Source organism: Nocardia sp. CS682 (assembly GCF_004634405.1).
GTDB classification, from domain to species: Bacteria; Actinomycetota; Actinomycetes; order Mycobacteriales; family Mycobacteriaceae; genus Nocardia; species Nocardia ninae.
The window spans coordinates 2453752-2475340 of sequence record NZ_CP029710.1; the positions used below are offsets into that span (position 1 = coordinate 2453752).

The 21589-nt window shown below is 68.2% G+C and carries 21 protein-coding genes; 6 read left to right on the forward strand and 15 right to left on the reverse strand.

What is annotated here, in order from left to right; translation table 11 throughout:
• Positions 1-33: 33 nt before the first annotated feature.
• The 4 genes from DMB37_RS10990 to DMB37_RS11005 all read right to left on the reverse strand — a co-directional run bounded on the left by DMB37_RS10990 (position 34) and on the right by DMB37_RS11005 (position 3674).
• Positions 34-1188 carry a hypothetical protein gene (locus DMB37_RS10990; RefSeq protein ID WP_135232610.1) on the reverse strand — a complete coding sequence of 385 codons (1155 nt, stop codon included), beginning with the start codon at positions 1186-1188 and terminating at the stop codon, positions 34-36.
• Positions 1185-1748, reverse strand: a complete 564-nt coding sequence (locus DMB37_RS10995) for a DUF4365 domain-containing protein (RefSeq protein WP_135232611.1) — start codon at positions 1746-1748, stop codon at positions 1185-1187. The genes DMB37_RS10990 and DMB37_RS10995 overlap by 4 nt, the downstream gene beginning before the upstream one ends.
• 147 nt (positions 1749-1895) lie before the next feature.
• Complete coding sequence (locus tag DMB37_RS11000) at positions 1896-2852, reverse strand: electron transfer flavoprotein subunit alpha/FixB family protein (protein WP_107658546.1); 957 nt, start codon at positions 2850-2852, stop codon at positions 1896-1898.
• A 36-nt stretch (positions 2853-2888) separates the two neighbouring features.
• Positions 2889-3674 carry an electron transfer flavoprotein subunit beta/FixA family protein gene (locus DMB37_RS11005; RefSeq protein WP_107658547.1) on the reverse strand — a complete coding sequence of 262 codons (786 nt, stop codon included), beginning with the start codon at positions 3672-3674 and terminating at the stop codon, positions 2889-2891.
• Between the two features lie 325 nt (positions 3675-3999).
• On the opposite strand from DMB37_RS11005, the gene DMB37_RS11010 reads away from it, so the two are divergent.
• The 3 genes from DMB37_RS11010 to DMB37_RS11020 are packed head-to-tail and all read left to right on the forward strand — an operon-like array spanning position 4000 to position 7597.
• On the forward strand, positions 4000-4773 hold the full coding sequence (locus DMB37_RS11010; protein WP_240772510.1) for a bifunctional 2-polyprenyl-6-hydroxyphenol methylase/3-demethylubiquinol 3-O-methyltransferase UbiG: 774 nt from the start codon (positions 4000-4002) through the stop codon (positions 4771-4773).
• Positions 4770-6347: a glycoside hydrolase family 57 protein gene (locus DMB37_RS11015; RefSeq protein ID WP_135232613.1), complete on the forward strand. Its 1578-nt coding sequence runs from the start codon at positions 4770-4772 to the stop codon at positions 6345-6347. Before DMB37_RS11010 ends, DMB37_RS11015 begins: the two co-directional genes overlap by 4 nt.
• On the forward strand, positions 6344-7597 hold the full coding sequence (locus tag DMB37_RS11020; protein WP_135232614.1) for a glycosyltransferase family 4 protein: 1254 nt from the start codon (positions 6344-6346) through the stop codon (positions 7595-7597). Before DMB37_RS11015 ends, DMB37_RS11020 begins: the two co-directional genes overlap by 4 nt.
• A gap of 73 nt (positions 7598-7670) precedes the next feature.
• Here the strand turns inward: DMB37_RS11020 and DMB37_RS11025 are convergent, their stop codons facing one another.
• Entirely contained in the window at positions 7671-8984 is a 1314-nt protein-coding gene (locus DMB37_RS11025) for a PQQ-binding-like beta-propeller repeat protein (RefSeq protein ID WP_135237489.1), read from the reverse strand.
• 316 nt (positions 8985-9300) lie between these two features.
• Here DMB37_RS11025 and DMB37_RS11030 point away from each other — a divergent pair, with 316 nt between their 5' ends.
• Both DMB37_RS11030 and DMB37_RS11035 read left to right on the forward strand, forming a co-directional pair.
• Positions 9301-10047: an acyltransferase gene (locus DMB37_RS11030; protein ID WP_135232615.1), complete on the forward strand. Its 747-nt coding sequence runs from the start codon at positions 9301-9303 to the stop codon at positions 10045-10047.
• A gap of 46 nt (positions 10048-10093) precedes the next feature.
• Positions 10094-10636, forward strand: coding sequence for a DUF1697 domain-containing protein (locus tag DMB37_RS11035; RefSeq protein ID WP_135232616.1), 543 nt, complete (start codon positions 10094-10096; stop codon positions 10634-10636).
• On the opposite strand, the gene DMB37_RS11040 is transcribed toward DMB37_RS11035, so the two are convergent.
• From DMB37_RS11040 to ctaD, 10 genes are all read right to left on the reverse strand, one after another.
• The gene (locus DMB37_RS11040; RefSeq protein WP_135232617.1) at positions 10620-11816 is read right to left on the reverse strand and encodes a class I SAM-dependent methyltransferase; all 1197 of its coding nucleotides are present in this window, start codon (positions 11814-11816) and stop codon (positions 10620-10622) included. The genes DMB37_RS11035 and DMB37_RS11040 overlap by 17 nt on opposite strands.
• A complete protein-coding gene (locus DMB37_RS11045; RefSeq protein ID WP_135232618.1) occupies positions 11816-12835 on the reverse strand; it encodes a class I SAM-dependent methyltransferase in 1020 nt (339 codons plus the stop codon). The genes DMB37_RS11040 and DMB37_RS11045 overlap by 1 nt, the downstream gene beginning before the upstream one ends.
• Positions 12836-13119: 284 nt before the next feature.
• Positions 13120-13896 carry an enoyl-CoA hydratase-related protein gene (locus DMB37_RS11050; RefSeq protein ID WP_135232619.1) on the reverse strand — a complete coding sequence of 259 codons (777 nt, stop codon included), beginning with the start codon at positions 13894-13896 and terminating at the stop codon, positions 13120-13122.
• 30 nt (positions 13897-13926) lie between these two features.
• The gene (locus DMB37_RS11055) at positions 13927-14697 is read right to left on the reverse strand and encodes an NUDIX hydrolase (protein WP_240772511.1); all 771 of its coding nucleotides are present in this window, start codon (positions 14695-14697) and stop codon (positions 13927-13929) included.
• Positions 14698-14806: 109 nt separating this feature from the next.
• Positions 14807-15640: an ABC transporter ATP-binding protein gene (locus tag DMB37_RS11060; protein ID WP_135232621.1), complete on the reverse strand. Its 834-nt coding sequence runs from the start codon at positions 15638-15640 to the stop codon at positions 14807-14809.
• 62 nt (positions 15641-15702) lie between these two features.
• Positions 15703-15870: a hypothetical protein gene (locus DMB37_RS40455; RefSeq protein ID WP_167768802.1), complete on the reverse strand. Its 168-nt coding sequence runs from the start codon at positions 15868-15870 to the stop codon at positions 15703-15705.
• Positions 15871-16097: 227 nt separating this feature from the next.
• The gene (locus tag DMB37_RS11065) at positions 16098-16904 is read right to left on the reverse strand and encodes an aminoacyl-tRNA hydrolase (RefSeq protein ID WP_135232622.1); all 807 of its coding nucleotides are present in this window, start codon (positions 16902-16904) and stop codon (positions 16098-16100) included.
• Entirely contained in the window at positions 16904-17350 is a 447-nt protein-coding gene (locus DMB37_RS11070) for a protease inhibitor I42 family protein (protein ID WP_135232623.1), read from the reverse strand. The genes DMB37_RS11065 and DMB37_RS11070 overlap by 1 nt, the downstream gene beginning before the upstream one ends.
• A gap of 91 nt (positions 17351-17441) precedes the next feature.
• Positions 17442-18659: a phosphoserine phosphatase SerB gene (serB, locus tag DMB37_RS11075; protein WP_107658561.1), complete on the reverse strand. Its 1218-nt coding sequence runs from the start codon at positions 18657-18659 to the stop codon at positions 17442-17444.
• 129 nt (positions 18660-18788) lie between these two features.
• Complete coding sequence (gene ctaD, locus DMB37_RS11080) at positions 18789-20531, reverse strand: cytochrome c oxidase subunit I (protein ID WP_135232624.1); 1743 nt, start codon at positions 20529-20531, stop codon at positions 18789-18791.
• Positions 20532-20780: 249 nt separating this feature from the next.
• Here ctaD and DMB37_RS11085 point away from each other — a divergent pair, with 249 nt between their 5' ends.
• A complete protein-coding gene (locus DMB37_RS11085) occupies positions 20781-21587 on the forward strand; it encodes a VOC family protein (RefSeq protein WP_135232625.1) in 807 nt (268 codons plus the stop codon).
• Positions 21588-21589: the final 2 nt, after the last annotated feature.

A 21589-nucleotide genomic window follows, 5' to 3' on the forward strand; every position in this document is an offset into this window, starting at 1 on the left:
CACCGGCCACCGCCAGCCCTGCGCAGAAGAGTGTCAGGGCTGGCGGTCTATGAAACTCGGGTCCACGCTGATGTCCCCGGTAAGCCGCCAAACGCCCCGTTCGAAGATCAAATCACCCGACACAACGATCGGCTGCCTGCTCTGGTGCGCACGAATCGCCCAGGCGTATTCCTGGCCCGCCAATGGGACATGGACCTTTCGCGGACGGCCGTCCACATGTGTCGACAGCACAATGCTGGTGGCTTCCTGATCCTCGTCGCCGAGGTCATCCCGGTTGAGTGTGCGCACAGTGCCGAGCAGCGTCGTGTAGCGCGGCGGCTCCTCGCGTCGGACCAACCGTTCCCGGACGCGAGGCAAGCCGGCCATTGCATTGCGATCAACGATGATCCGCGACGTGCTGACCTCGGGTGGCGGCTCCGCGGCCGCCCAATCGAACGATAGGTCAAGTGCGCGTAGCGTTTCCGGCTGAGTCAACTCCAGCACCGACTCCACCAAACCGGCGCTGAGCCCCAGCTGCCCGGACCGGTCGAGCGCGCTCTCGTCCCAATCGAGCGCCAGCTGCTTGGTGGACTGCAGACCAGTGGCCAACGTTGTCATCACCTTGCGCGGGAAAGGTACGGTCGGCGACCCGTCTTCCTGTGGTGGCAGGACATCACCTAGACGGGTTACGACTGTGAATACGAAGCTGCCGGGTTTCGTGTGCCCGAGACGGACATCCTCTTCCAGGAATTCGGTGACCGTAGCCGACCTTCTGCCGCGGTGCGAATGAGTCGGGTCGTCAGCAGTGGTCGCGGCGGCCCGCATCATCGTGAGTAATGCTTCCAGCGTCGCCTCTGCCTGCCGAAACGGGATCGTCCCGTCGGTCATTTCCTGGTCGAGCCGCACGAAGAAGAGATCGGCACGCGCTGCGGCGATACGTTCCGCCAGTTGCGCAGGGTCCCAATCGTAGATCGAGGCAAGAGCTTGGAGAGTGTCCCGGAAACGCACTGGAAAGTCGACGTAATCGGTAGCCAACGGCAGCATCACCCGACCGAGTAGGCCATCATCTCCCGGCAACCGCCAGATCTCCTTGACATTGTGGTCACGAGCTTCCAGCTGCCAATCGTGGCTCGCAAGATATTGGGACACGGCTGGAGGCGACAAAGAGGACGCGATCTCCTGGAGAGCATCGAGCGGGATCTTCCTCACCACTGACCTCCTTCGCCGATTACTTGCATGATGCCCTGAAGACTGCCCACGTCGAACAGATTGCTTCGGGGGAGGTGGACCGTTTTACTGGCCTTACCATCCTCGATCCCACCGAGCTTCTTCGCATGCTCCCAGTACATGCGGCTCGAACTGGCCAGGCCTGCTTCGGAAAGGTCGAGTAGCTGATCAGGATCCTCGGGTATGAGCAGAACGCCCAGTAGCGCGGGCGTGAAGCGTTTGGGGCTCACCAGTTTGAGGAAGCGGTCGCGCTTCAGCGACCATGCCAGGTGGTCGGCCTGAAGCAGCCGACTCTGTGTGGTGCACTTGAGCTGCATCTCGAATTCTGGGCAGTAGTATCTCGCATACTCCGCAGACGCGACGATCGTGATGTCGACTCCGTCGTAGTCGGTCTCATGACCCTTGATCGAACAGCCTGCAGCGGCGGCAACCATACGGATAAAGGCGAGACTGAATTGTTCCTGTCGAGCAGTCATCGGCAGGCCACCATCCAGAGTCGGTACCGCCGACGCCGTTTGCAGACTTCCCCTGCCATCAACCATGCAGCCCTCCCCCGAATCCGCAGAACCCGCGGAGCGCGTGTTCCTGGAAAACAGTAGCCGCTCTCGTCACCCGATCACCCAGCAACGAAAAGTGGCCCCGACTGAAATTCAGCCGGGGCCACCATGTTCGAGCGAGCTGAGGTTATCTCAGCCCTTGTGCGACTTGACCGCTTCGGTCAGTTGCGGGGCGACGTTGAACAGGTCGCCGACGATGCCGTAGTCCGCGATCTCGAAGATCGGGGCCTCTTCGTCCTTGTTGACCGCGACGATGGTCTTCGAGGTCTGCATGCCTGCCCGGTGCTGGATGGCGCCGGAGATGCCGAGGGCGATGTAGAGCTGCGGCGAGACGGTCTTGCCGGTCTGGCCTACCTGGAACTGGCCCGGGTAGTAGCCGGAGTCGACGGCGGCACGCGAGGCGCCGACGGCGGCGCCGAGCGAGTCGGCCAGCTCCTCGACGACCGAGAACTTCTCGGCGGAACCGACACCACGACCACCGGAGACGACGATGTTCGCCTCGGTGAGCTCGGGGCGGTCACCGGCGACGATCGGCTCGCGCGCGGTCACCTTGACCACGCCGTCTTCCTGCGCGGGCACCTCGACGGTGACCTTCTCGCCAGCACCGGCCTGCGCGGACGCCTCGATGGCACCCGGGCGCACCGAGATCACCGGCACGTCGCCGGTGGCCTTGGCGTCGACGGTGAACGCGCCACCGAAGATGGAGTGCACGGCGGTGCCGTCGGACTTGACGTCGATGACGTCGACCAGCAGACCGGAGCCGATGCGGGCGGCGAGGCGGCCCGACACCTCCTTGCCGTCGGCCGAGGCGGCGACGATGACGGCGGCCGGGGAGACCTGCTCGGTCAGCGCGGCGAGCACGTCGATCTTCGGGGTCAGCAGGTAGTTCTCCACGTCGTCGGATTCGGCGATGTAGATCTTCTCCGCACCGGCCGCGGCGAGCGCGTCGGCCAGCTTCTCGCCGGTGCCCGCGGTGCCGAGCACGACGGCGGCGGGCTCACCCAGGTTGCGGGCGGCGGTCAGGAGCTCGGTGCTGACCTTCTTGAGCGCACCGTCTGCGTGCTCAACGAGCACAAGTACTTCAGCCATTTGTGTTCTCTCCTAAGCAGTCTCGGACCGGCGAACTCAGATGATCTTCTGACCGACGAGGTACTGAGCGATCTTGGTGCCGCCGTCGCCTTCGTCCGCGATCTTCTCGCCCGCGGTCCGCGGCGGCTTCGGGGTGGCGCCGGTGACGGTGGTGCCCGCGTTCGCGACACCGACGGTCGACGGGTCGACACCCAGATCGGCCAGCGTGAAGGTCTGCACTTCCTTCTTCTTCGCGGCCATGATGCCCTTGAAGGAGGGGAAGCGGGGTTCGTTGATCTTCTCGGTCACGCTGACGATGGCCGGGAGGGTGGCCTCCAGCTTGAAGACGCCATCGTCGGTCTCGCGCTCGCCGGTGACCTTGTCACCGTCGACGGTGAGCTTGCGCAGGTGGGTCAGCTGCGGCAGGCCGAGGTACTCGGCGATGATGGCGGGCACCGCACCGGCGCGACCGTCGGTCGCCTCGTTGCCCGCGATGACCAGCTCCACGCCCTCGACCTGGCCGAGCGCGCTCGCCAGCACCCAGGCGGTCTGCACGGCGTCGGAGCCGTGGATCGCCGGGTCGTTGATGTGGATGGCCTTGTCGGCGCCCATGGACAGCGCCTTGCGGATGGCCTCGGTGGCCCGGTCCGGACCGGCGGCCAGCACGGTGACCTCGCCGCCCTGCGCCTCCTTGATCAGCAGCGCTTCTTCGACGGCGCGCTCGTTGATCTCGTCGAGGACGGCGTCGGCGGCTTCGCGATCGAGGGTGTAGTCACCATCGGTCAGCTTGCGCTCGGACCAGGTGTCGGGAACCTGCTTGATGAGTACGACGATGTTCGGCATCGGTCTTCGTCGACCTCCTGTTCTGGTTACACGTATGGGCGGTCGCACGAGCGGGCCGTACGTCCGTGTGAGTAGCTCAGGGCGTGACACTACCCTACGTTAAGTTACTCATGGGTAACTTAGTCGCTTCTCTCTCACAACGCCAGTCCCGGCGATATCGTGCCGGGCTGGAGCCCAGCCTCGCGACCCCCGCTCGGCGGCGCATCGGTACTGGGTAGGGGTGTCCCGGTGACCGGGTGCGGGTATCCCGCGAACCTCCGGTACCAGTAACGTCGGAACGATGAGCGAGGCTGTGATCCCTGCCGCAGTGGACGACTTGACGGGCATGACCGACGCCCCGGAGACAACCGGCGGCGCCGTCGAACCGCTGCCGTTGACCGGCGAGCGCACCGTCCCCGGCATCGCCGAGGAGAACTACTGGTTCCGCAGGCACGAGATCGCCTATGCCCGGCTGCTGGACCGCTGCGCCGGAAAAACCGTGCTGGAGGCCGGATCCGGCGAAGGCTACGGCGCCGACATGATCGCCGCGGTGGCCACCAAGGTCACCGGCGTGGACTACGACACCGGCGCGGTCGAGCACGTGCGCGCCAGGTACCCGCGGGTGGAGATGATCCAGGGCAACCTCGCCGCGCTGCCGCTGCCCGACGCCTCGGTCGACGTCGTGGTGAATTTCCAAGTGATCGAACATCTTTGGGACCAGGGTCAGTTCCTTCGGGAGTGCCTGCGGGTGCTGCGTCCCGGCGGCGAGCTGCTGATCAGCACGCCGAACCGGATCACCTTCTCCCCCGGCCGCGATACCCCGCTCAATCCGTTCCACACCCGCGAACTGAACGCCGCCGAGCTCACCGAACTGCTGGTCGAGGCCGGGTTCGAGGTCGCGCAGATGACCGGCGTGCACCACGGTCCGAGCCTGAAAGCGTTGGACGCCAAGCACGGTGGCTCGTTCATCGATGCGCAGATCGAGCGAGCCTTGGCAGGCGAGCCGTGGCCCGCCGACCTCACCGCCGACGTCGCGGCCGTCACCATCGACGACTTCGTCCTGATCGCCGAGGACATCGACGCGAGCCTCGATCTGGTCGCCATCGCGGTGAAGCCTTGAGTAAAGCGGTTCCCGGCCAGTTCACCCTGGTCCTGCACTCCCACCTGCCCTGGCTGGCGCACCACGGCCGCTGGCCGGTCGGCGAGGAATGGCTCTACCAATCCTGGGCCGCCTCATATCTTCCGCTGGTCCAGGTCCTGAGAACCCTTGCCGCCGAAGGACGTTCACATCTGCTCAGCCTCGGGATCACGCCGGTGCTCGCGGCCCAGCTGGACGACCCGCACTGCCTGGCCGGGATGCACCACTGGCTCGGCAACTGGCAGCTGCGCGCCGACGAGGCCGCGATGGCGGGCAACATCGCGCTCGGCAGGCACGAACATCGTTTGGCCACAGCGGCTTTGGCGGACTTCGAGCAGCGCTGGCGACACGGCGCCGCCCCGGTCTGGCGCGAGCTCATCGACGCCGACACCATCGAACTGCTCGGCGGTCCGCTCGCCCATCCGTTCCAGCCGCTGCTCGATCCGCGTCTGCGTCAGTTCCAGCTGGTCGAAGGCCTGGACGACGCGCAACACCGCTGGGGCCACACCCCCACCGGCATCTGGGCTCCGGAGTGCGGCTACACCCCGGGCATGGAGCACGGCTACGCCGCCGCCGGTGTGACCCATTTCATGGTCGACGGACCCGCACTGCGCGGCGACACCACCCTCGGGCGACCGGTGCGCGAGTCCGATGTGGTCGCGTTCGGGCGGGATCTCCAGGTGAGCTACCGGGTGTGGTCGCCGAAATCGGGCTACCCGGGCCAGAGCGCCTACCGTGACTTTCATCACTACGACCACGCGACCGGACTCAAGCCGTCCCGGGTCACCGGCAAGACCGTCGACGGTCCGGACAAGGCGCCCTATGACCCGGAACTCGCGGCCGCCGCGATCGGCCGCGACGTCGACGACTTCGTCCAGACGGTGCGCCAGCGACTGATCAGCGAATCCGAGCGCATCGGTCGACCCGCGCTCGTGGTCGCCGCTTTCGATACCGAACTGTTCGGCCACTGGTGGCACGAGGGGCCGCAGTGGTTGGCCCAGGTGTTGCGGGCGCTGCCCGAAGCGGGCGTCACGATCGGCACCCTGGCCGACGCGCGCGAACGCGGATTCGTCGGTGCGCCGGTGCCATTGGCCGATTCGTCCTGGGGCTCGGGCAAGGACTGGCGGGTCTGGGCCGGCGACCAGGTGCGCGACCTGGTGGAACTCAATGCCGACATCGTGCGGCTCACCCTCGACACGATCGACAAGATGCGCGCCGCCGACGGCGCGCCCGGCCTGCGCGACAACGTCGCCGACCAGTTGCTGCGCGAAGCCATCCTCACCGTGTCCAGCGACTGGGCCTTCATGGTCAGCAAGGACTCCGCCGCGGGCTACGCGCGTGACCGCGCCCACCGGCACGCGCACGCCGTGCGGGAGATCGCGGCCGCCGTCGGAGCGGGCCAACTCGCGAAAGCACAGCAGTTGGCGGCAGGATGGGGGGCGGCTGACGGACTCTTCCCCGGTGTGGATGCGCGACGGCTCGGCGGCGCCGGGTCCGGAGGAAGCTTCGCCGTGGCTGCTCAGCACGCCGCGTCCAGCGCAGAAGGACATGCATGAAGATTTTGATGGTGTCGTGGGAGTACCCGCCGGTCGTGGTCGGCGGGTTGGGCAGGCATGTGCACCACCTGGCGACCGAGCTGGCCGTGGCCGGCCACGAGGTCGTCGTGCTGGCCAGGCGCCCCTCCGGCACCGACTCCTCGACCCATCCCACCCACTCCTTCATCGCCGAGGGCGTGCTGGTGGTCGCGGTCGCGGAGGATCCGCCGGTCTTCGACTTCGGCGAGGACATGCTGGCCTGGACGCTGGCCATGGGCCACGCGATGGTGCGGGCAGGCATCGCGCTCGGCAAGCCGGGCATCGGTGACGGCTGGGCGCCCGACGTGGTGCACGCGCACGACTGGCTGGTCGCCCACCCGGGTATCGCGCTGGCCGAGTACTACGACGTGCCGCTGGTGTCGACCATCCACGCCACCGAGGCGGGCAGGCACAGCGGCTGGGTCGCGGGCAAGGTCAACCGGCAGGTGCATTCGGTCGAGTGGTGGCTCGCCAACGAATCGGACGCGCTGATCACCTGCTCGGCCTCGATGCAGGACGAGGTGGAGCGGCTGTACGGCCCGGAGCGGGTGCCGATGACGGTGATCCGCAACGGAATCGACGTGGGCGCCTGGACCTTTCGGCCGCGCGTGCCGCGCACCGGCCCGCCGCGGCTGCTGTATGTCGGCAGGCTCGAATACGAGAAGGGCGTGCAGGACGCGATCGCCGCGCTGCCGCGCATCCGTCGCGCGCACCCCGGCACGACGCTCACCATCGCCGGTGTCGGCACCCAGTTCGAGTGGTTGCGAGAGCGGGCGCGGGTGCACCGGGTGGCCCGTGCGGTGAACTTCGCGGGCCAGCTCGACCACGCCGAACTACTCGGCTGGCTGCACGGCGCCGACGCGATCGTGCTGCCGAGCCGCTACGAACCCTTCGGCATCGTGGCGCTGGAGGCGGCCGCCGCGGGCACCCCGCTGATCACGTCCTCCGCGGGCGGGCTCGGTGAGGCGGTCATCGATGGCGTCACCGGCGCGTCCTTCGCGCCCGCGGATGTCGACGGCCTGGTGGAGGCCGCGCGTGCCACCCTCGATGATCCCGTTGCTGCTCAGGATCGCGCCTACGCTGCCCGCGAGCGGCTCACCGCCGACTTCGCGTGGGACGTGGTTGCGGCCGAGACCGCGCAGGTCTACCACTCGGCCAAGCGCCGAGTCCGCAATCCGTTGGGCCGCCCGACCATCATCGAGCGCCCTCTTCCGGAGCGCGATCCGAAGTAAGTTACGCCGAGCTGACCTGTGCGGGAATCGGCTTCTCGAACTAGGTTGCCGCCGAGCCGATCCCGCGTCGGAGTCAGCGTTCGGGCTTGAAAACGAAGAGCTCACCGATGCGGGTGGCGACGACCACCTCACCCTGCGCGCCGACGGAGGTGCCGGTGGTGCTGCCTTGCGCCCCGGGCAGCACATCGGAATCGATGGTTGCGCCGGTCCTGGTGTCGAAGGTGATCAGGTTCAGGCCCTCGCCGATCGCGGCGGGGGTATAGCCGGTACCGCCCGCGGTCTGCACCGGGACACCACGCAGGCCCAAATCCTTACGCTCCCAAGCGAGTTCGGCGACATCACCCTTGTCGCGCAGCGCGAGCAGATAGCCGTCGTCGCCGGACGGAATGATCAGGCCGTCACCGGACACCGAAATGCCGCCGCGCGGAGTCCATTCCAGCGGCTGCACCCACTTGGTACGACCGTCGGCGGCGTCGACGGCGATCAGCCGGTTGCTGTTGTCCCCCACGTAGACGGTCTTGCCGTCGGGCGAAAGGGTCGGGCTGGTCGCGCTACCGCCGAACAGCAGGTCGGCGCTCCACTCCTGCTCGATCTTGTTGTCCGCGTAGCGAAGTGCGACGAGCGCGGCGGTCGGCTTGCCCGGTTTCCACACCGTGACGAAGAAGCGTCCGCTCGCGGTGTCGACGGCCGAGATGTTCGCCACCGGGCACTGCGGTTCGCCGGCGTGGCAGTCGTCCAGGCCCTGTCCGGCGGCAGGCCAGTCGAGGTTGGGGTTGTCCAGGAAGTCGGGCTGGCCGAGCAGCTGCACCGTGGGCACGATGCGCTGGCCGGTCTGGCGCGAGAGCACGTCGATCTGACCGGATTGGGTGACCGTCAGCAGGTTTCCGTCACCGGTGAACTGCGAGGAGACCGGGGCACCGGCGACCGGAGTGCGCCACCTCGGTTGCCCGAGGTAGTTGAAGGACATGACCGCGCCGATGTTGTCCGTGTCGTCGCCGACGTAGACGTTCGTCATGCCGTCCACCACCGACGGGGTCGCGACCGCGGTCGCGCCCAGCGGAGTGCAGAAACGCTTGCGCCCGGTGGCCATCTGGAAGGAGAAGATCGAGCAGCCGGGCGCGCGAGTGGTGAGGAACATCTGCCCGTCGGGGCCGATGGTCACCGGCTCGGCGACCGGCCCGCCGATCGGGCGTGACCAGCTCAGCGCGACCTTCTTGGCGCCGACCACCGGGCTGCTGCCACCGTTGCGGCCGTCGTGATACGCGGCGGGCCAGCCCTTGCCCGAGCCGACCGTGATGTCGTCGACGTCGGTGCCGCACCCGGTCAACGCCAGCGCACCGACCGCGGCCAGCGACGCAACTACCCGCAGCCGGGACGGTCGCCACATGGAACTAGCCAGTACGCCGCTTCGCACCTGCTGCACTCCTGTCGTCGTTTCCGCTCGCCCGAGACTAAAGCGTGCCGAACCACCGTGCTGGCGCGACCCGGTTCGGGTGTACGCGTGGTGGATTCGCCGGGCGCCGCCCGCGGCGCCGCAGTCACTGTACGGTAGGGGCCCGCGCGGGTGTGCGAGTCCCGCCGTTGCGCAGCGCGGGTTGTCCGCACCCGCGTGCCCGGATCGCCCCCGAGCGCGCCCGTTATGCTCTACCCGTCGCCCGCCGAGGCGGGCGGCGAGCCGTTGGACCACGACAGGAGAGCCGTTCGTGACGAGCATGTGGGGCGCACCGTTGCGCTCGCGCTGGCGGGGATCGCGCCGCCGGGATCCGCAGCAGGCGCGCTTTCTGACCGTGGCGTCGCTGCGCTGGGTGCTCGCGAACCGGGCGTACACGCCCTGGTATCTGGTGCGCTACTACCGGCTGCTCAAGTTCCGGCTGGCCAACCCGCACATCGTGCTGCGCGGCATGGTCTTCCTCGGTAAGCGGGTGGAGATCCACGCGACGCCCGAGCTGGGCCGGATGGAGATCGGCCGCTGGGTGCACATCGGCGACGGCAACGCCATCCGCTGCCACGAGGGTTCGCTGCGCATCGGCGACAAGGTGGTGTTCGGCAAGGACAACGTGGTCAACACCTACCTCGACATCGAGATCGGTGAATCCACCCTGGTCGCCGACTGGTGCTACATCTGCGACTTCGACCACAAGATGGACGACATCACGCTGCCGATCAAGGATCAGGGCATCGTGAAGAGCCCCGTCCGGATCGGCCCCGATACCTGGATCGCCGCCAAGGTCACCGTGCTGCGCGAGACCCGGGTCGGCCGCGGCTGTGTGCTCGGCGCGCACGCCGTGGTCAAGGGGGAGATCCCGGACTACAGCATCGCGGTCGGCGCGCCGGCCAAGGTGGTCAAGAACCGCAAGGCCGCCTGGGAGGCGAGCGCCGAGGAGCGCGCGAAATACCTTGCGGCCCTGGAAGATATCGAGCGCAAGAAGAACGGCGCAAAGACCGCCTAGCGTCGGTTCGCGCAGTCTGTCCGTGGCGTTGGGTAGGTTGCCCGATATGAATCGCTATGCCGCACTGTTGCGGGGGATCGCGCCGAGCAATCCGAATATGAGCAACGAGAAGGTGCGCGGCGTCTTCGAGGGGCTCGGCTTCGAGAAGGTCGCCTCGGTGCTCGCCAGTGGCAACATCGTGTTCCAGAGCGCGGACACCGACGTCAGCGAGCTGGAGACCCGGATACAGCAGGCGCTCAACGCGGAACTCGGCATCGCAGGCGGAACGATCATCCGCAGCTACGAAGAACTGCGTGCACTGCTCGACACCGACCCGTTCCCCGGCCTCACCCACGGACGCGGCACCTACCTCGTCGCCACGTTCCGCAAGCAGCGCAAGAAGGCCCCGGGCAAGCTGCCCGAACAACCCGACCCGCTCACCCGGGTCGTCGGCTACGACAAGGCGTGCGACACCTTCCTCGCGGTGGTCGACAACAGCGACCCCGGTAAGACCCCCGACTTCATGACCTGGCTCGACAAGACCTACGGCAAGGACATCACCACCCGCACCTGGCTCACGGTGCAGCGGGTGGTCAAGAAGATGGAGTAGCCGACAGCTGAGTGCTTGCGACAGCCGTGCACAGGAAGGCCGTCGGCGTGCGGCCGATCCGGGTGATCACCAGGGTGAACGGTTGGCTGCCTTGGGGTTTGAGGGTGCGGCGGAGTTTGTCGGGGTCGACGTCCACGCCGCGCACCAGGATCTCCAGGGGGCCGCAGTCGTGGCGGCGGAGTTCGGCGCGGAGAGTTTTCTCCCGGTAGTCGAGGCGGTCGACGATGCGGAAGCCTCGGGTGCCGGGCGGCACGGCATTGCCGGTGAGGTACGCGATGCGCGGATCCAGTTGCCAGAGGCCATGTTTCGCGGCGTAGTGGCGGACCAGACCGGCCCGCACGACGGCACCGTCGGGATCGATGACCCAGTCACCGGGTTCCTGTTCGGGGATGTCGTCGGAGTCCGCGTCGGTGAGGGTGAAAGACGTTCCAGCCGAGGACGTTACGGTCGCGCGGCGGGTGACTGACGGACCGCTCAGACCCGCCGACCACAGACACGCCTCACGAACAGCGCCGTCCAGCGAGACGACTTCGATCTCCCCGGTCCAGTCGAGTCGATCGAAATCCAGTCCGGGAGCGCACTTCACCGCGAGATCCCGACCGGGATAGGCGGCGAGCAGGTCCGGCAGCGGCGGTTGCAGCTTGGCCGGATCGTGCGTGCGCCTGCCGTCGGCCCGGCGGGCCGGATCGGCGATGACGACGGCGTCCCTGCTCACCGGCACCAGCGCATCCGCCTTGGCCAGCAACACATTTCGGCGTCCGGCGAGGTTGTGCGCGGCCATCGACAGCCGCGCGTCATCCAGGTCGCTACCGAGCACAGCGGGACAGACTCGCGCCAACTCGGCGAGCTCCGCCCCGATCGAACACGTCACGTCGTGCACCGCGCGCCCGGCCAATCGGGCGGCCCGGTGCCGGGCGACCAGCGTCGGAGTCGCCTGCTGCAACGCATCGTCGGTGAACAGCCACTCCCCCGCGCCGACGAGCTTGGCACCCGCCTTACGCCGCAGGCGCACCGTCTCGACGAGCGCCGCGGCCCGATCCCCGTGGTCGCGCCGCACCCGCGCCAGATCGCGCAGGTGCGTCGCCTGGGTCAGCTCCAGCCGGTCTACCTCGGTCAGCGCGGCTGTGCCCGTCGAACTGCCGAGGTAGGCGACATCCTCGCGACTGAAGCCGTAACCCACTACTTGGCAGACGTGCTGTGTTCACCCACCCCGCCGGCTTCGCCGGCTTCCATCCCCCTGGGCTTCACGCCGGTGATCATCGCGTTGTAGAAGAACTGCCGCGGCACCACCCGGCGCATGACGTTCTCGTCCAGCCAGCTCAGCCGCAGCCACGCGTTGTACATGGCCAGCCGGTAGCCCATGGTCAGCTTCTCGTCGGGCACGGCCGCCTCGAAGGTGCGCACCGGCCAGCCCCACAGCGCGGCCGCGAACTCTTCGGTGGTCGCCTTGACGTCGACGGCACCGGCCGAGCTCGCCATCCGCTCCAGGTCGCTGGGGTCGAAGGTGTGCAAGTCGACGACCGCCTCGAGCGCCGCGGCCCGCGAGGACTCGTCGAGCTCGGTCTGCGGCCGCCGCCAACCGGCCAGCTGCGGCAGCTTGGTGACGGTGGTGGTGGCCTTCCAGGTGATCCGGCCGAGCCAGCGGGCGTAGAAGTTACCGGCGGTGGTCGGCTCGCCGGCGAAGACGAAGCGCCCGCCCGGCTTGAGCACGCGCAGACATTCCTTCAGCGCGAGTTCGACATCCGGGATGTGGTGCAGTACCGCGTGCCCGCACACGAGATCGAAGGTGTCGTCCTCGTACGGGATGGTCTCGGCGTCGGCGACCCGGCCGTCGACGTCCAAGCCGAGGTGTTCGGCGTTGCGCAGCGCGACCTTGACCATGCCCGGCGAGAGGTCGGTGACGGAGCCGGTCTTGGCCACGCCACCCTGCATCAGGTTCAGCAGGAAGAAACCGGTGCCACAACCGAGTTCGAGGGCCCGCTCGTACGGCAGCGGGGCGGGGCCGACGGCCGCGTCGAACCGGCCGCGGGCATATTCGATGCAGCGTTCGTCATAGGAAATCGACCATTTGTCGTCGTAGGTCTCGGCTTCCCAGTCGTGATAAAGCACCTGGGCGAGCTTCGTATCCTTGCGCGCTGCCTCGACCTCGGCCTCGGTCGCATGCGGGTTAGGCGCTGGGTCGTCGGGACGTACCGTCATGGAGGCTAAGCCTAGCCGACCCTCTGCTCCGCGATTTAGGCCATACGAGTAAGAGCCACGCCCGTCGCGCGGCGGGCCGGCGGACCCGAACATGGTCCGGTTCGGGCGGGCACGGCGAGTTACCCATGTACTGCCGAAATCCGTGGTCACCCCCGCATATCGGCGCCCGACAGCCCAGCCGTGGCGCGCATCCGGGACCCCGGCCGGAGACAGGAACGTGTGCCATTTTCAGCGCACCCGCGTGATCAACACCACATGGCTGTCGCGCCGGCCCCGAGCAAGGCTCAGTGGCCGACGAAGGCCGCCGAGCCGGGGCCGTCGGCCAGGTAGGACTCGGTCCCGATGCGACGGTCTTCGGTGGCGAATAAAGCAGACCATTCGGTCTGGGCACGATCCAGGCCGTGCGGACCCGCCTCGAAGACGGCTTTCGCGGCGGCGAGGGCGCGGGCCGGGCCGTCGGTGAAGCGTTGCGCCCAGTCGAGCGCGGCGGTGTAGACGTCGTCGGGCGGCACGACCTCGTCGACCAGTCCGAGCGTGCGGGCCTCCTCGGCCTCGACGAAGCGACCGCTGTAGACGAGGTCCTTGGCCGGGCCCGGCCCGATCAGCAGAGCGAGGCGACGGATCCCGGCGAGCGGGATCAGCCCCGCCTTGATCTGCGGCAGACCCAGCTTGACGTTGTCGCCGATGACGCGCCGATCCGCACCGAGCGCGAGCTCCAGCCCACCACCGAGGCAGTAGCCGCTGATCGCCGCGACCGTCGGCTGCGGCAGCCGGGCCAAACAGCCGAAATCGCGCTGCACATCAGCCGCCATCGCCCGCGCCTGATCTTCGCTCAGGCCGGCCAGCTCGGTCAGGTCGTCACCCGCCGAGAACACCCGCTCGTCGCCGTAGAGCATGACCGCAGCCACCGTCGGGTCCGCGGCGACCGTCTCGGCCGCTGCGGCCAGCTCGCGCACCAGTTGTGCGTTCAGCAGGTTCATCGGCGGGCGGGCGATCCGGAGGACGGCGACGCGGCGCGCGCCGGCACCCTCGAGCAGATCCAGGGTCACGAATTCGGCCATGGGAGGCCACGCTACCGGTCGCTGGGCGACTTACTTGCGGACGGATCCCTTGAGCCTGCTCGCATCCGGGAGACCGGCGAAGTACTGCTCATTGCCCGGGAAGGCCAGCCCGCGCCGCCCCTCGCCTTCGCGCAGCACCGGCATGATCGGCTCGATCACCACGTCGGCGGCGAGAATCTCTGCGGTGGAGCCGAACTCGGCGAGCGCGAACAACTGCGACCAGGTGGGCGGCAGCAGAATGTCGGTACCCGCCCGCCACCGGTCCAGTGCCTCGGCGGGCGTGCGCCAGTGCACTTCGGCGGCCTCGGAGGTGGCGCCGTCGGCCAGCTGCCCCTCGGGCAGTACCGCGACGAAGAACCTGGTGTCGTAGCGCCTCGGCTCGACCACCGGGGTGATCCAATTCGCCCACGGCCGAAGCAGATCCGCGCGCAGCACCAGCTTCTCCTGCGCGAGGAAATCGGCCAGCGAGAGCTCGCGCCGTTCCAGCTTGCCGCGCGACTCGCGGTAGCCCGCGGTGTCGGAGACCACGCTGTCTGCGGTCGGACCGGCAAGCAGCACACCGCATTCCTCGAAGGTCTCGCGCACGGCGGCACAGACCAGCGCCTTGGCCCGCGGCTCGGTGGTGGCGAAACGCGCTGCCCACCAACCGGGTTCGGGACCTGCCCACTCGATCTCAGCGGTCCCGTCGGACGGGTCGACGCCGCCGCCGGGGAACACGGTCATCCCCGCCGCGAACGCCATCGCGCCGACCCTGCGCTGCAGGAAGATCTCCGGCCCGGCAGCGCCGTCGCGCACCAGCATCACCGTCGACGCGTCCTTCGGCGCCGACGGCTGAGAGTCGGCCTGCGGGTTTGTCTCACTCACTCCTGCACACTAACCCGCGCACGGTGAGCGCCGTCACGGCGGCGGGTCAGCGAGTGCGGTGCTTGCCCGCGCGACGTGCGCGGCGGGCGAAGTAGCGGCCGTCCACCCGGTCGAGGGCGATCGACTGACGGAAGGCGTCGCTGAGGTTCTCCGAGGTCAACACGTCGGTGAGCAGACCTTGCGCGACCACCTCCCCCTCGTTGAGCAGCAGGCCGTGGGTGAAGCCGGGTGGGATCTCCTCGACGTGGTGGGTGACCAGGACGATGGCGGGCGAGTCCGGGTCGGCGGCGAGATCGCCGAGCCGCTCCACGAGCTCCTCGCGCCCGCCCAGGTCCAGGCCGGCCGCCGGTTCGTCGAGCAGCAACAGCTCGGGGTCGGTCATCAGCGCGCGGGCGATCATCACCCGCTTGCGCTCACCCTCGGAGAGGGTGCCGTAGGTGCGGTCCGAAAGATGTTCCGCACCTAGGCTTTCCAGCATGTCGACGGCACGGTCGGTGTCGATGTCGTCGTAGCGTTCGCGCCAGCGACCGAGCACCGCGTAGCCCGCCGACACCACCAGATCGCTGACCTTCTCGTCGCGCGGCACCCGGCCGGCCACCGCGGCGGAGGACAAGCCGATCCGCGGGCGCAGCTCGCTGATGTCGACCTTGCCGAGCACCTCACCGAGCAGGTGCGCGGTGCCCGAGGTCGGGTGCAGCTCGGCGGCGGCCATCCGCAGCAGGGAGGTCTTGCCCGCGCCGTTGGGGCCGAGCACGACCCAGCGTTCGTCGAGCTCTACCTGCCAGGTGACGGGGCCAACGAGAGTGTGACCGGAGCGGCGAACGGTGACGTCGGTGAAATCGATGAGCAGATCGGGATCGGGTTGCGGCACGCGGTCCATCTTGGCCCACGCCAGGGGCTGCTCGCCAACGCGGGCGGGGTGCGGGCAGCGTGTCGCTCGGGTCAGCGGCGGCGATCGAGCACGAAGTCGTCGTGGAGCCGCTGGTCGTCGCCCAGATCGGGCTCCGGATGCTCCTCACCGTCGGACTTGTGTAGCAGCCGGGCCACGAGAAGGGCCAGTGGAACCGAGAGGAGCACCCACAGGACGAGAATCACCAGCAGCGTCGTCATAGCTGGTCCTTCCTTCGGTCGGCGAGGCCGCGATGCCTCGATACGACGAGCCTCCGCCTGGAGAGCTCAGCGCGGGTAGGGCACAACGTCCTCAGAGGAGTAGACCGGAGAGATACCCCAATCGGCCTTGCGCAACGCGCAATCCACGCAGGTGTTTTTCCGGTGTGCGGCAGTTGCGCGCACGCGCCCAGCGGCCTCGCACATCCGCGACGCACCAGGGCTACCCCTCACCAGGATCGCGCGGGTACCGCGATCACCGTCATCGAGCCGGGCGCCACCTCGGTGAACCCGGCATCACGCACGGCCACCGCCGTGCCACGCGCGACCTCATCGGCCAGCGTCCGCCATAGTCGTGCGTCGGCGTCCCGTACCGAGCAACGGAACTCCCGCTCGGACCACCGCAGCGCCTGCGCCGCGGTCAACGCACCCGCGAGCAGCATGCTCGCGTGCCCGACCTGCGCGGCCGCCTTGCCCACGGTCATGCCGAGCGCCGAATTCACCCACAGCACCGGCAGTTTCGGGTCGGCGGGGCCGGGTTCGTCGTGCTCGAGGTCGGTGCCGCCGATCTGCAACCGCTTGATCCGCGGGTCCACCTCGCCCACCGGCCCCGGGACCAGCGCCCTGGCCTGCGCGCCCTCGACCTCGACCGTGACGCCGTCCACCTCGTTGGCCGCGAGCCACTGAGCACCGCGGGCACGCCGACTGACTTTGCGAATACGGGAGCGCTTCCAGGCCAGATAACGCTGCGCCCACTCGCCACCGGGACCGACCCGCTCGTCCAGGCACAGCGCCACCGACGCGGTCGCCGCCGCGGCAAGCACCGCACTGCGCGGCGGCGGGTCCACCTTGGGCAGATGCAGCACGATCTGCATGGCCTGCACCATGGCCGGGTCGTCGGGATCGCCCGCGCCGCCGTAGCCCTGCGCCAGTTCCGCGTGCCGGACGCGGAAGCCTGCCTCGTCGAACTCGGCCGGCTCGATCGGGTCTGCCACGGCGTCCCGGACTCCGGCACCACATTCCGGGATGCTCGACATCACTCCACCTTGATCGTCAACGAATACGTTTGCGCTGGTTCGACACCCTGCTCCCACGGTCGCAGATACTGCATCGAGAGCTTGGTGCTGCCCGGGGCCTTACCGGCGAAGGTCCACACCGAACTGCCACCGGCACCGGGGGCGACCGGCACGTTCGGGTCCGTCTCGAACCCCGGATCGCCCTGCGCCTGCAGCACATTCGCATCCAGTTCGGAGATCTGCCACAGGTAGCCGGTGGACGGATTCGCGGGCAGCGTCACCACCAGGTGCTGTCCGACGGCGAGCCGTCGCTCCTGGCCGTTGTCGGGCTCGGTGGCCGTCACCGCGGCAGGCCCGGGGGCCGACGTCGAAGCGGCCGAGGAGGTCGCGTCCCCGTCGGTCGAATCGTTGTTGCCGCAACCCACTACAGACAAGCCGAGCAGCAGCACAAGCAGAGATTTCCGCAACGCACCCTCCGATTCACCCGACGATCCTGGTCGGCGCCAGCCTACCGACGGCCACGACCGGACCGGGTCTACGACACCGGGTACGCCGTGGTCAGCTCAGCGGTACCCGGCGCAGCAATCCGTCACGGGCGTCGGCGGCCTCCACCTCGTGCCGGGTGACGCCGAGGACGTACAGCACCGCGTCCAGGAACGGATGCGACAGAGCCGCGTCGGCGATCTCGCGCAGCGCGGGTTTGGCGTTGAACGCGACCCCGAGCCCCGCCGCGTTGAGCATGTCGATGTCGTTGGCGCCGTCGCCGACCGCGACCGTCTGTTCCATCGGCACGCCCGCCTCGGCCGCGAACTTGCGCAGCGCGGTGGCCTTGGCCGCGCGGTCGACGATCTCGCCGACCACCCGGCCGGTCAGCTTGCCGCCCTTGATCTCCAGGGTGTTGGCCTGCACGAAGTCCAGCTCGAGTTCGTGCGCCAACGGCTCGATCACCTGACGGAACCCGCCCGATACCACGCCGCAGCGGAAACCCAGCCGACGCAGCGTGCGGATGGTGGTCCGCGCGCCGGGGGTCAGCTCGATCTGGTCGGCCACCTCCTCGATCACCGACTCGTCCAGACCCTCGAGCGTCGCGACCCGCTGCCGCAGCGACTCGGCGAAGTCGATCTCGCCGCGCATGGCGGCCTCGGTGACCTTGCGAACCTCTTCCTCCACCCCGGCGTGCGCGGCGAGCATCTCGATCACCTCGCCCTGGATGAGCGTCGAGTCGACGTCGAACACGATGAGGCGCTTGGCCCGGCGGGCCAGTCCGGCCCACTCCACCGCGACGTCGACCTGCTCGGCGACCGCGATCTCGGCCAACGCCGTGCGCAGCCGTGCGTCGGTGTCCGCGCTGGTGTCGGCCGCGGTGACCAGCAGCTCCATCCCGGTGACCGGGTAGTCCGCGATGCCACGGATGGAGTCGATATTGGCGCCGAGGGCAGCAAGCCGCCGGGACACCGTGCTGAACGCGTGCGCGGTGACCGGCGCGCCGAGCACGACCACCGCGTGGGTGGACATCGGCTGCCTGCCGATCGCCGCGTCGACCTCGACGTCGACGTGCATGCCGACGGTGGTCATCGCTTCCTCGAGTTCGTCCTGCAACGACTCCGGGTCACCCGGACAGGTGACCAACACGCCGAGGGTCAGCCGACCGCGGATGACGACCTGCTCGACGTCCAACAGGCTCACCTGGTGCCGGGACATCGCCGCGAGCAGTACGGACGTCACACCGGGACGGTCGGGCCCGGTGACGGTGACGAGAACGGTTGTGTCGGCCAACTGTGTGTACTCCAGATTCGAAGTTGCCGTAGCTGTTGCTGGACCTCGTTGTCACGCGCTCCGGTACTGCACAAACGAGTGTGCACCCGCTGGTCACCAGCAGGTGCACACTCGTCGTCTTACTGATCTCTACTTCGTTGCCACTGCGCCTTCGTGCACTTCGGTGGCGTGCTTACCCGAACCCCAGCCGACGTGCGCCTCGGCGCGCATCCGGTCGATCATGTGCGGGTAGTGCAGCTCGAAGGCCGGGCGCTCGGACCGGATCCGCGGCAGCTCGTAGAAGTTGTGCCGCGGCGGCGGGCAGGTGGTGGCCCATTCGAGCGAGTTGCCGTAGCCCCACGGGTCGTCCACGGTGACGACCTCGCCGTACCGGAAGCTCTTGAAGACGTTCCAGACGAACGGCAGCATCGAGGCGCCCAGGATGAACGCGCCGATGGTGGAGATGGTGTTCAGCACGGTGAAGCCGTCGCTGGGCAGGTAGTCGGCGTAGCGACGCGGCATGCCCTCGGCGCCGAGCCAGTGCTGCACCAGGAAGGTGGTGTGGAAGCCGACGAAGGTGGCCCAGAAGTGCCACTTGCCCAGGCGCTCGTCCATCATCCGGCCGGTGATCTTCGGGAACCAGAAGTAGATGCCCGCGAAGGTGGCGAACACGATGGTGCCGAAGAGCACGTAGTGGAAGTGCGCGACCACGAAGTACGAGTCGGTGACGTGGAAGTCCAGCGGCGGGCTGGCCAGGATGACACCGGACAGACCACCGAAGAGGAAGGTGACCAGGAAGCCGATCGACCACAGCATCGGTGTCTCGAACGTCAACTGACCGCGCCACATGGTGCCGATCCAGTTGAAGAACTTCACACCCGTCGGGACGGCGATCAGGAACGTCATGAACGAGAAGTACGGCAGCAGCACCGCACCGGTGGCGTACATGTGGTGCGCCCACACCGCGATCGAGAGCGCGGCGATACCGAGCGTCGCGTAGACCAGCGTGGTGTAACCGAAGATCGGCTTCCGCGAGAACACCGGGAAGATCTCGGACACGATGCCGAAGAACGGCAGCGCGATGATGTACACCTCGGGATGGCCGAAGAACCAGAACAGGTGCTGGTAGAGCAGGATGCCGCCGGTCGCCGGGTCGTAGATGTGGCCGCCGAGGTGACGGTCGAAGGCGAGTCCGAACAGCGCGGCGGTGAGCAGCGGGAAGGCAAGCAGGACAAGCACGCTGGTGACGGCGATGTTCCAGGTGAAGATCGGCAACCGGAACATGGTCATGCCGGGCGCGCGCAGGCAGACGACCGTGGTCAGCATGTTGACGCCACCGAGGATGGTGCCCAGACCGGAGACGGCCAGGCCGAGGATCCACAGGTCGGCGCCGACGCCGGGCGAGTGCAGGATGTCGGTGAGCGGGGTGTAGGCGGTCCAGCCGAAGTCCGCGGCACCACCCGGGGTGATGAAGCCCGCGGTCGCCATCGTGCCGCCGAACAGGTACAGCCAGTAGCTGAACGCGTTCAGTCGGGGGAAGGCCACGTCGGGGGCGCCGATCTGCAGCGGCAGCACGATGTTGGCGAAGCCGAACACGATGGCCGTCGCGTAGAACAGCAGCATGATCGTGCCGTGCATGGTGAACAGCTGGTTGAACTGCTCGGGCGAGAGGAACTGCAGACCGGGGCGCGCCAGCTCGGCCCGCATCAACAGCGCCATCAGACCACCGATGAGGAAGAAGCTCATCGCGGTCACCAGGTACATGGTGCCCAGGACCTTCGGGTCGGTGGTGGTGACCATCTTGTAGAGATACGAACCCTTCGGCCCGGTCCGCGCCGGATACGGCCGAGTCGCTTCCAACTGCTGGACTGGCTGGGGCTCTACCGCAGTCACTGATCCTCCTGAAGGTGCCTTTAGGTCGCTCCGCAGGCTCCGCTGCTTGCATCCATCCCCATGTCGGAACAGACGACAGTTCGCTTGCGCTTCTGGAATCGTAAACCGTGCTGCCGCAGCAATCCGCACGGGTCCTACTCTGTGTCGTATTTCGTTGGTCCGGGTGGACCGGGCCGCCGCGATGAGTTTCGTGCGCGGCGGGCGTCTATATCGGTGATCAGTCTTCCACCCTCGCCCAGGAGACCAGCTATGACCGACCAGAACCAGCCCAAGCCCGGCGATCCCTGCTGGGTCGATCTCTACTCTTCCGACCTCGACCGCAGCATCACCTTCTACCGCGAGCTGTTCGGCTGGACCGCCGAGCGGGCCGGCGCGGAGTTCGGCGGCTACGTCACCTTCCGCAAGGACGGCCGCGCCGTCGCGGGCGCGATGGGGCGGATGGACGGCGACGTCGACAGCCCGGAGCTGTGGACGATCTACCTCGCCAGCCCCGACGTCGAGGCCACCGTGGAAAAGGCGGTCGCGCAAGGCGCTTCGGTGGCCTTGGCGCCGATGCCGGTCGGCGAGGTCGGCAGGATGGCGGTCATCGGCGATGTGGGTGGCGCCAGCATCGGCATCTGGCAGGCAGGCCAATTCGCCGGTTTCGAGACCCAGGCCCTGGTCAACGACGGGAAGTGGCGCGACCACGCGGGCGCGCCGTCCTGGTTCGAACTGCACACTCGCGCCTACGACGCCTCGCTCGACTTCTACCGCACCGTGTTCGACTGGCAGGACCCGTTCACCATCTCCGACGCACCCGAGTTCCGCTACACCACGATCCACTCGGAAAGCCCGATGCTCGGCGGGGTGATGGACGCTGCCGCGTTCCTGCCCGAGGGTGTGCCCGCGAGCTGGACCGTGTATTTCGGCGCGGATGACGTGGACAAGGCGGCCGCGCGGGTCGTCGAGCTCGGCGGCACGGTGCTGTCCGCGCCGCAAGACACCCCGTACGGCCGGATGGCGTCGGTCGCCGATGTCACCGGCGCGCGGTTCAGCATCGGCGGGGACAGCGACTGAGG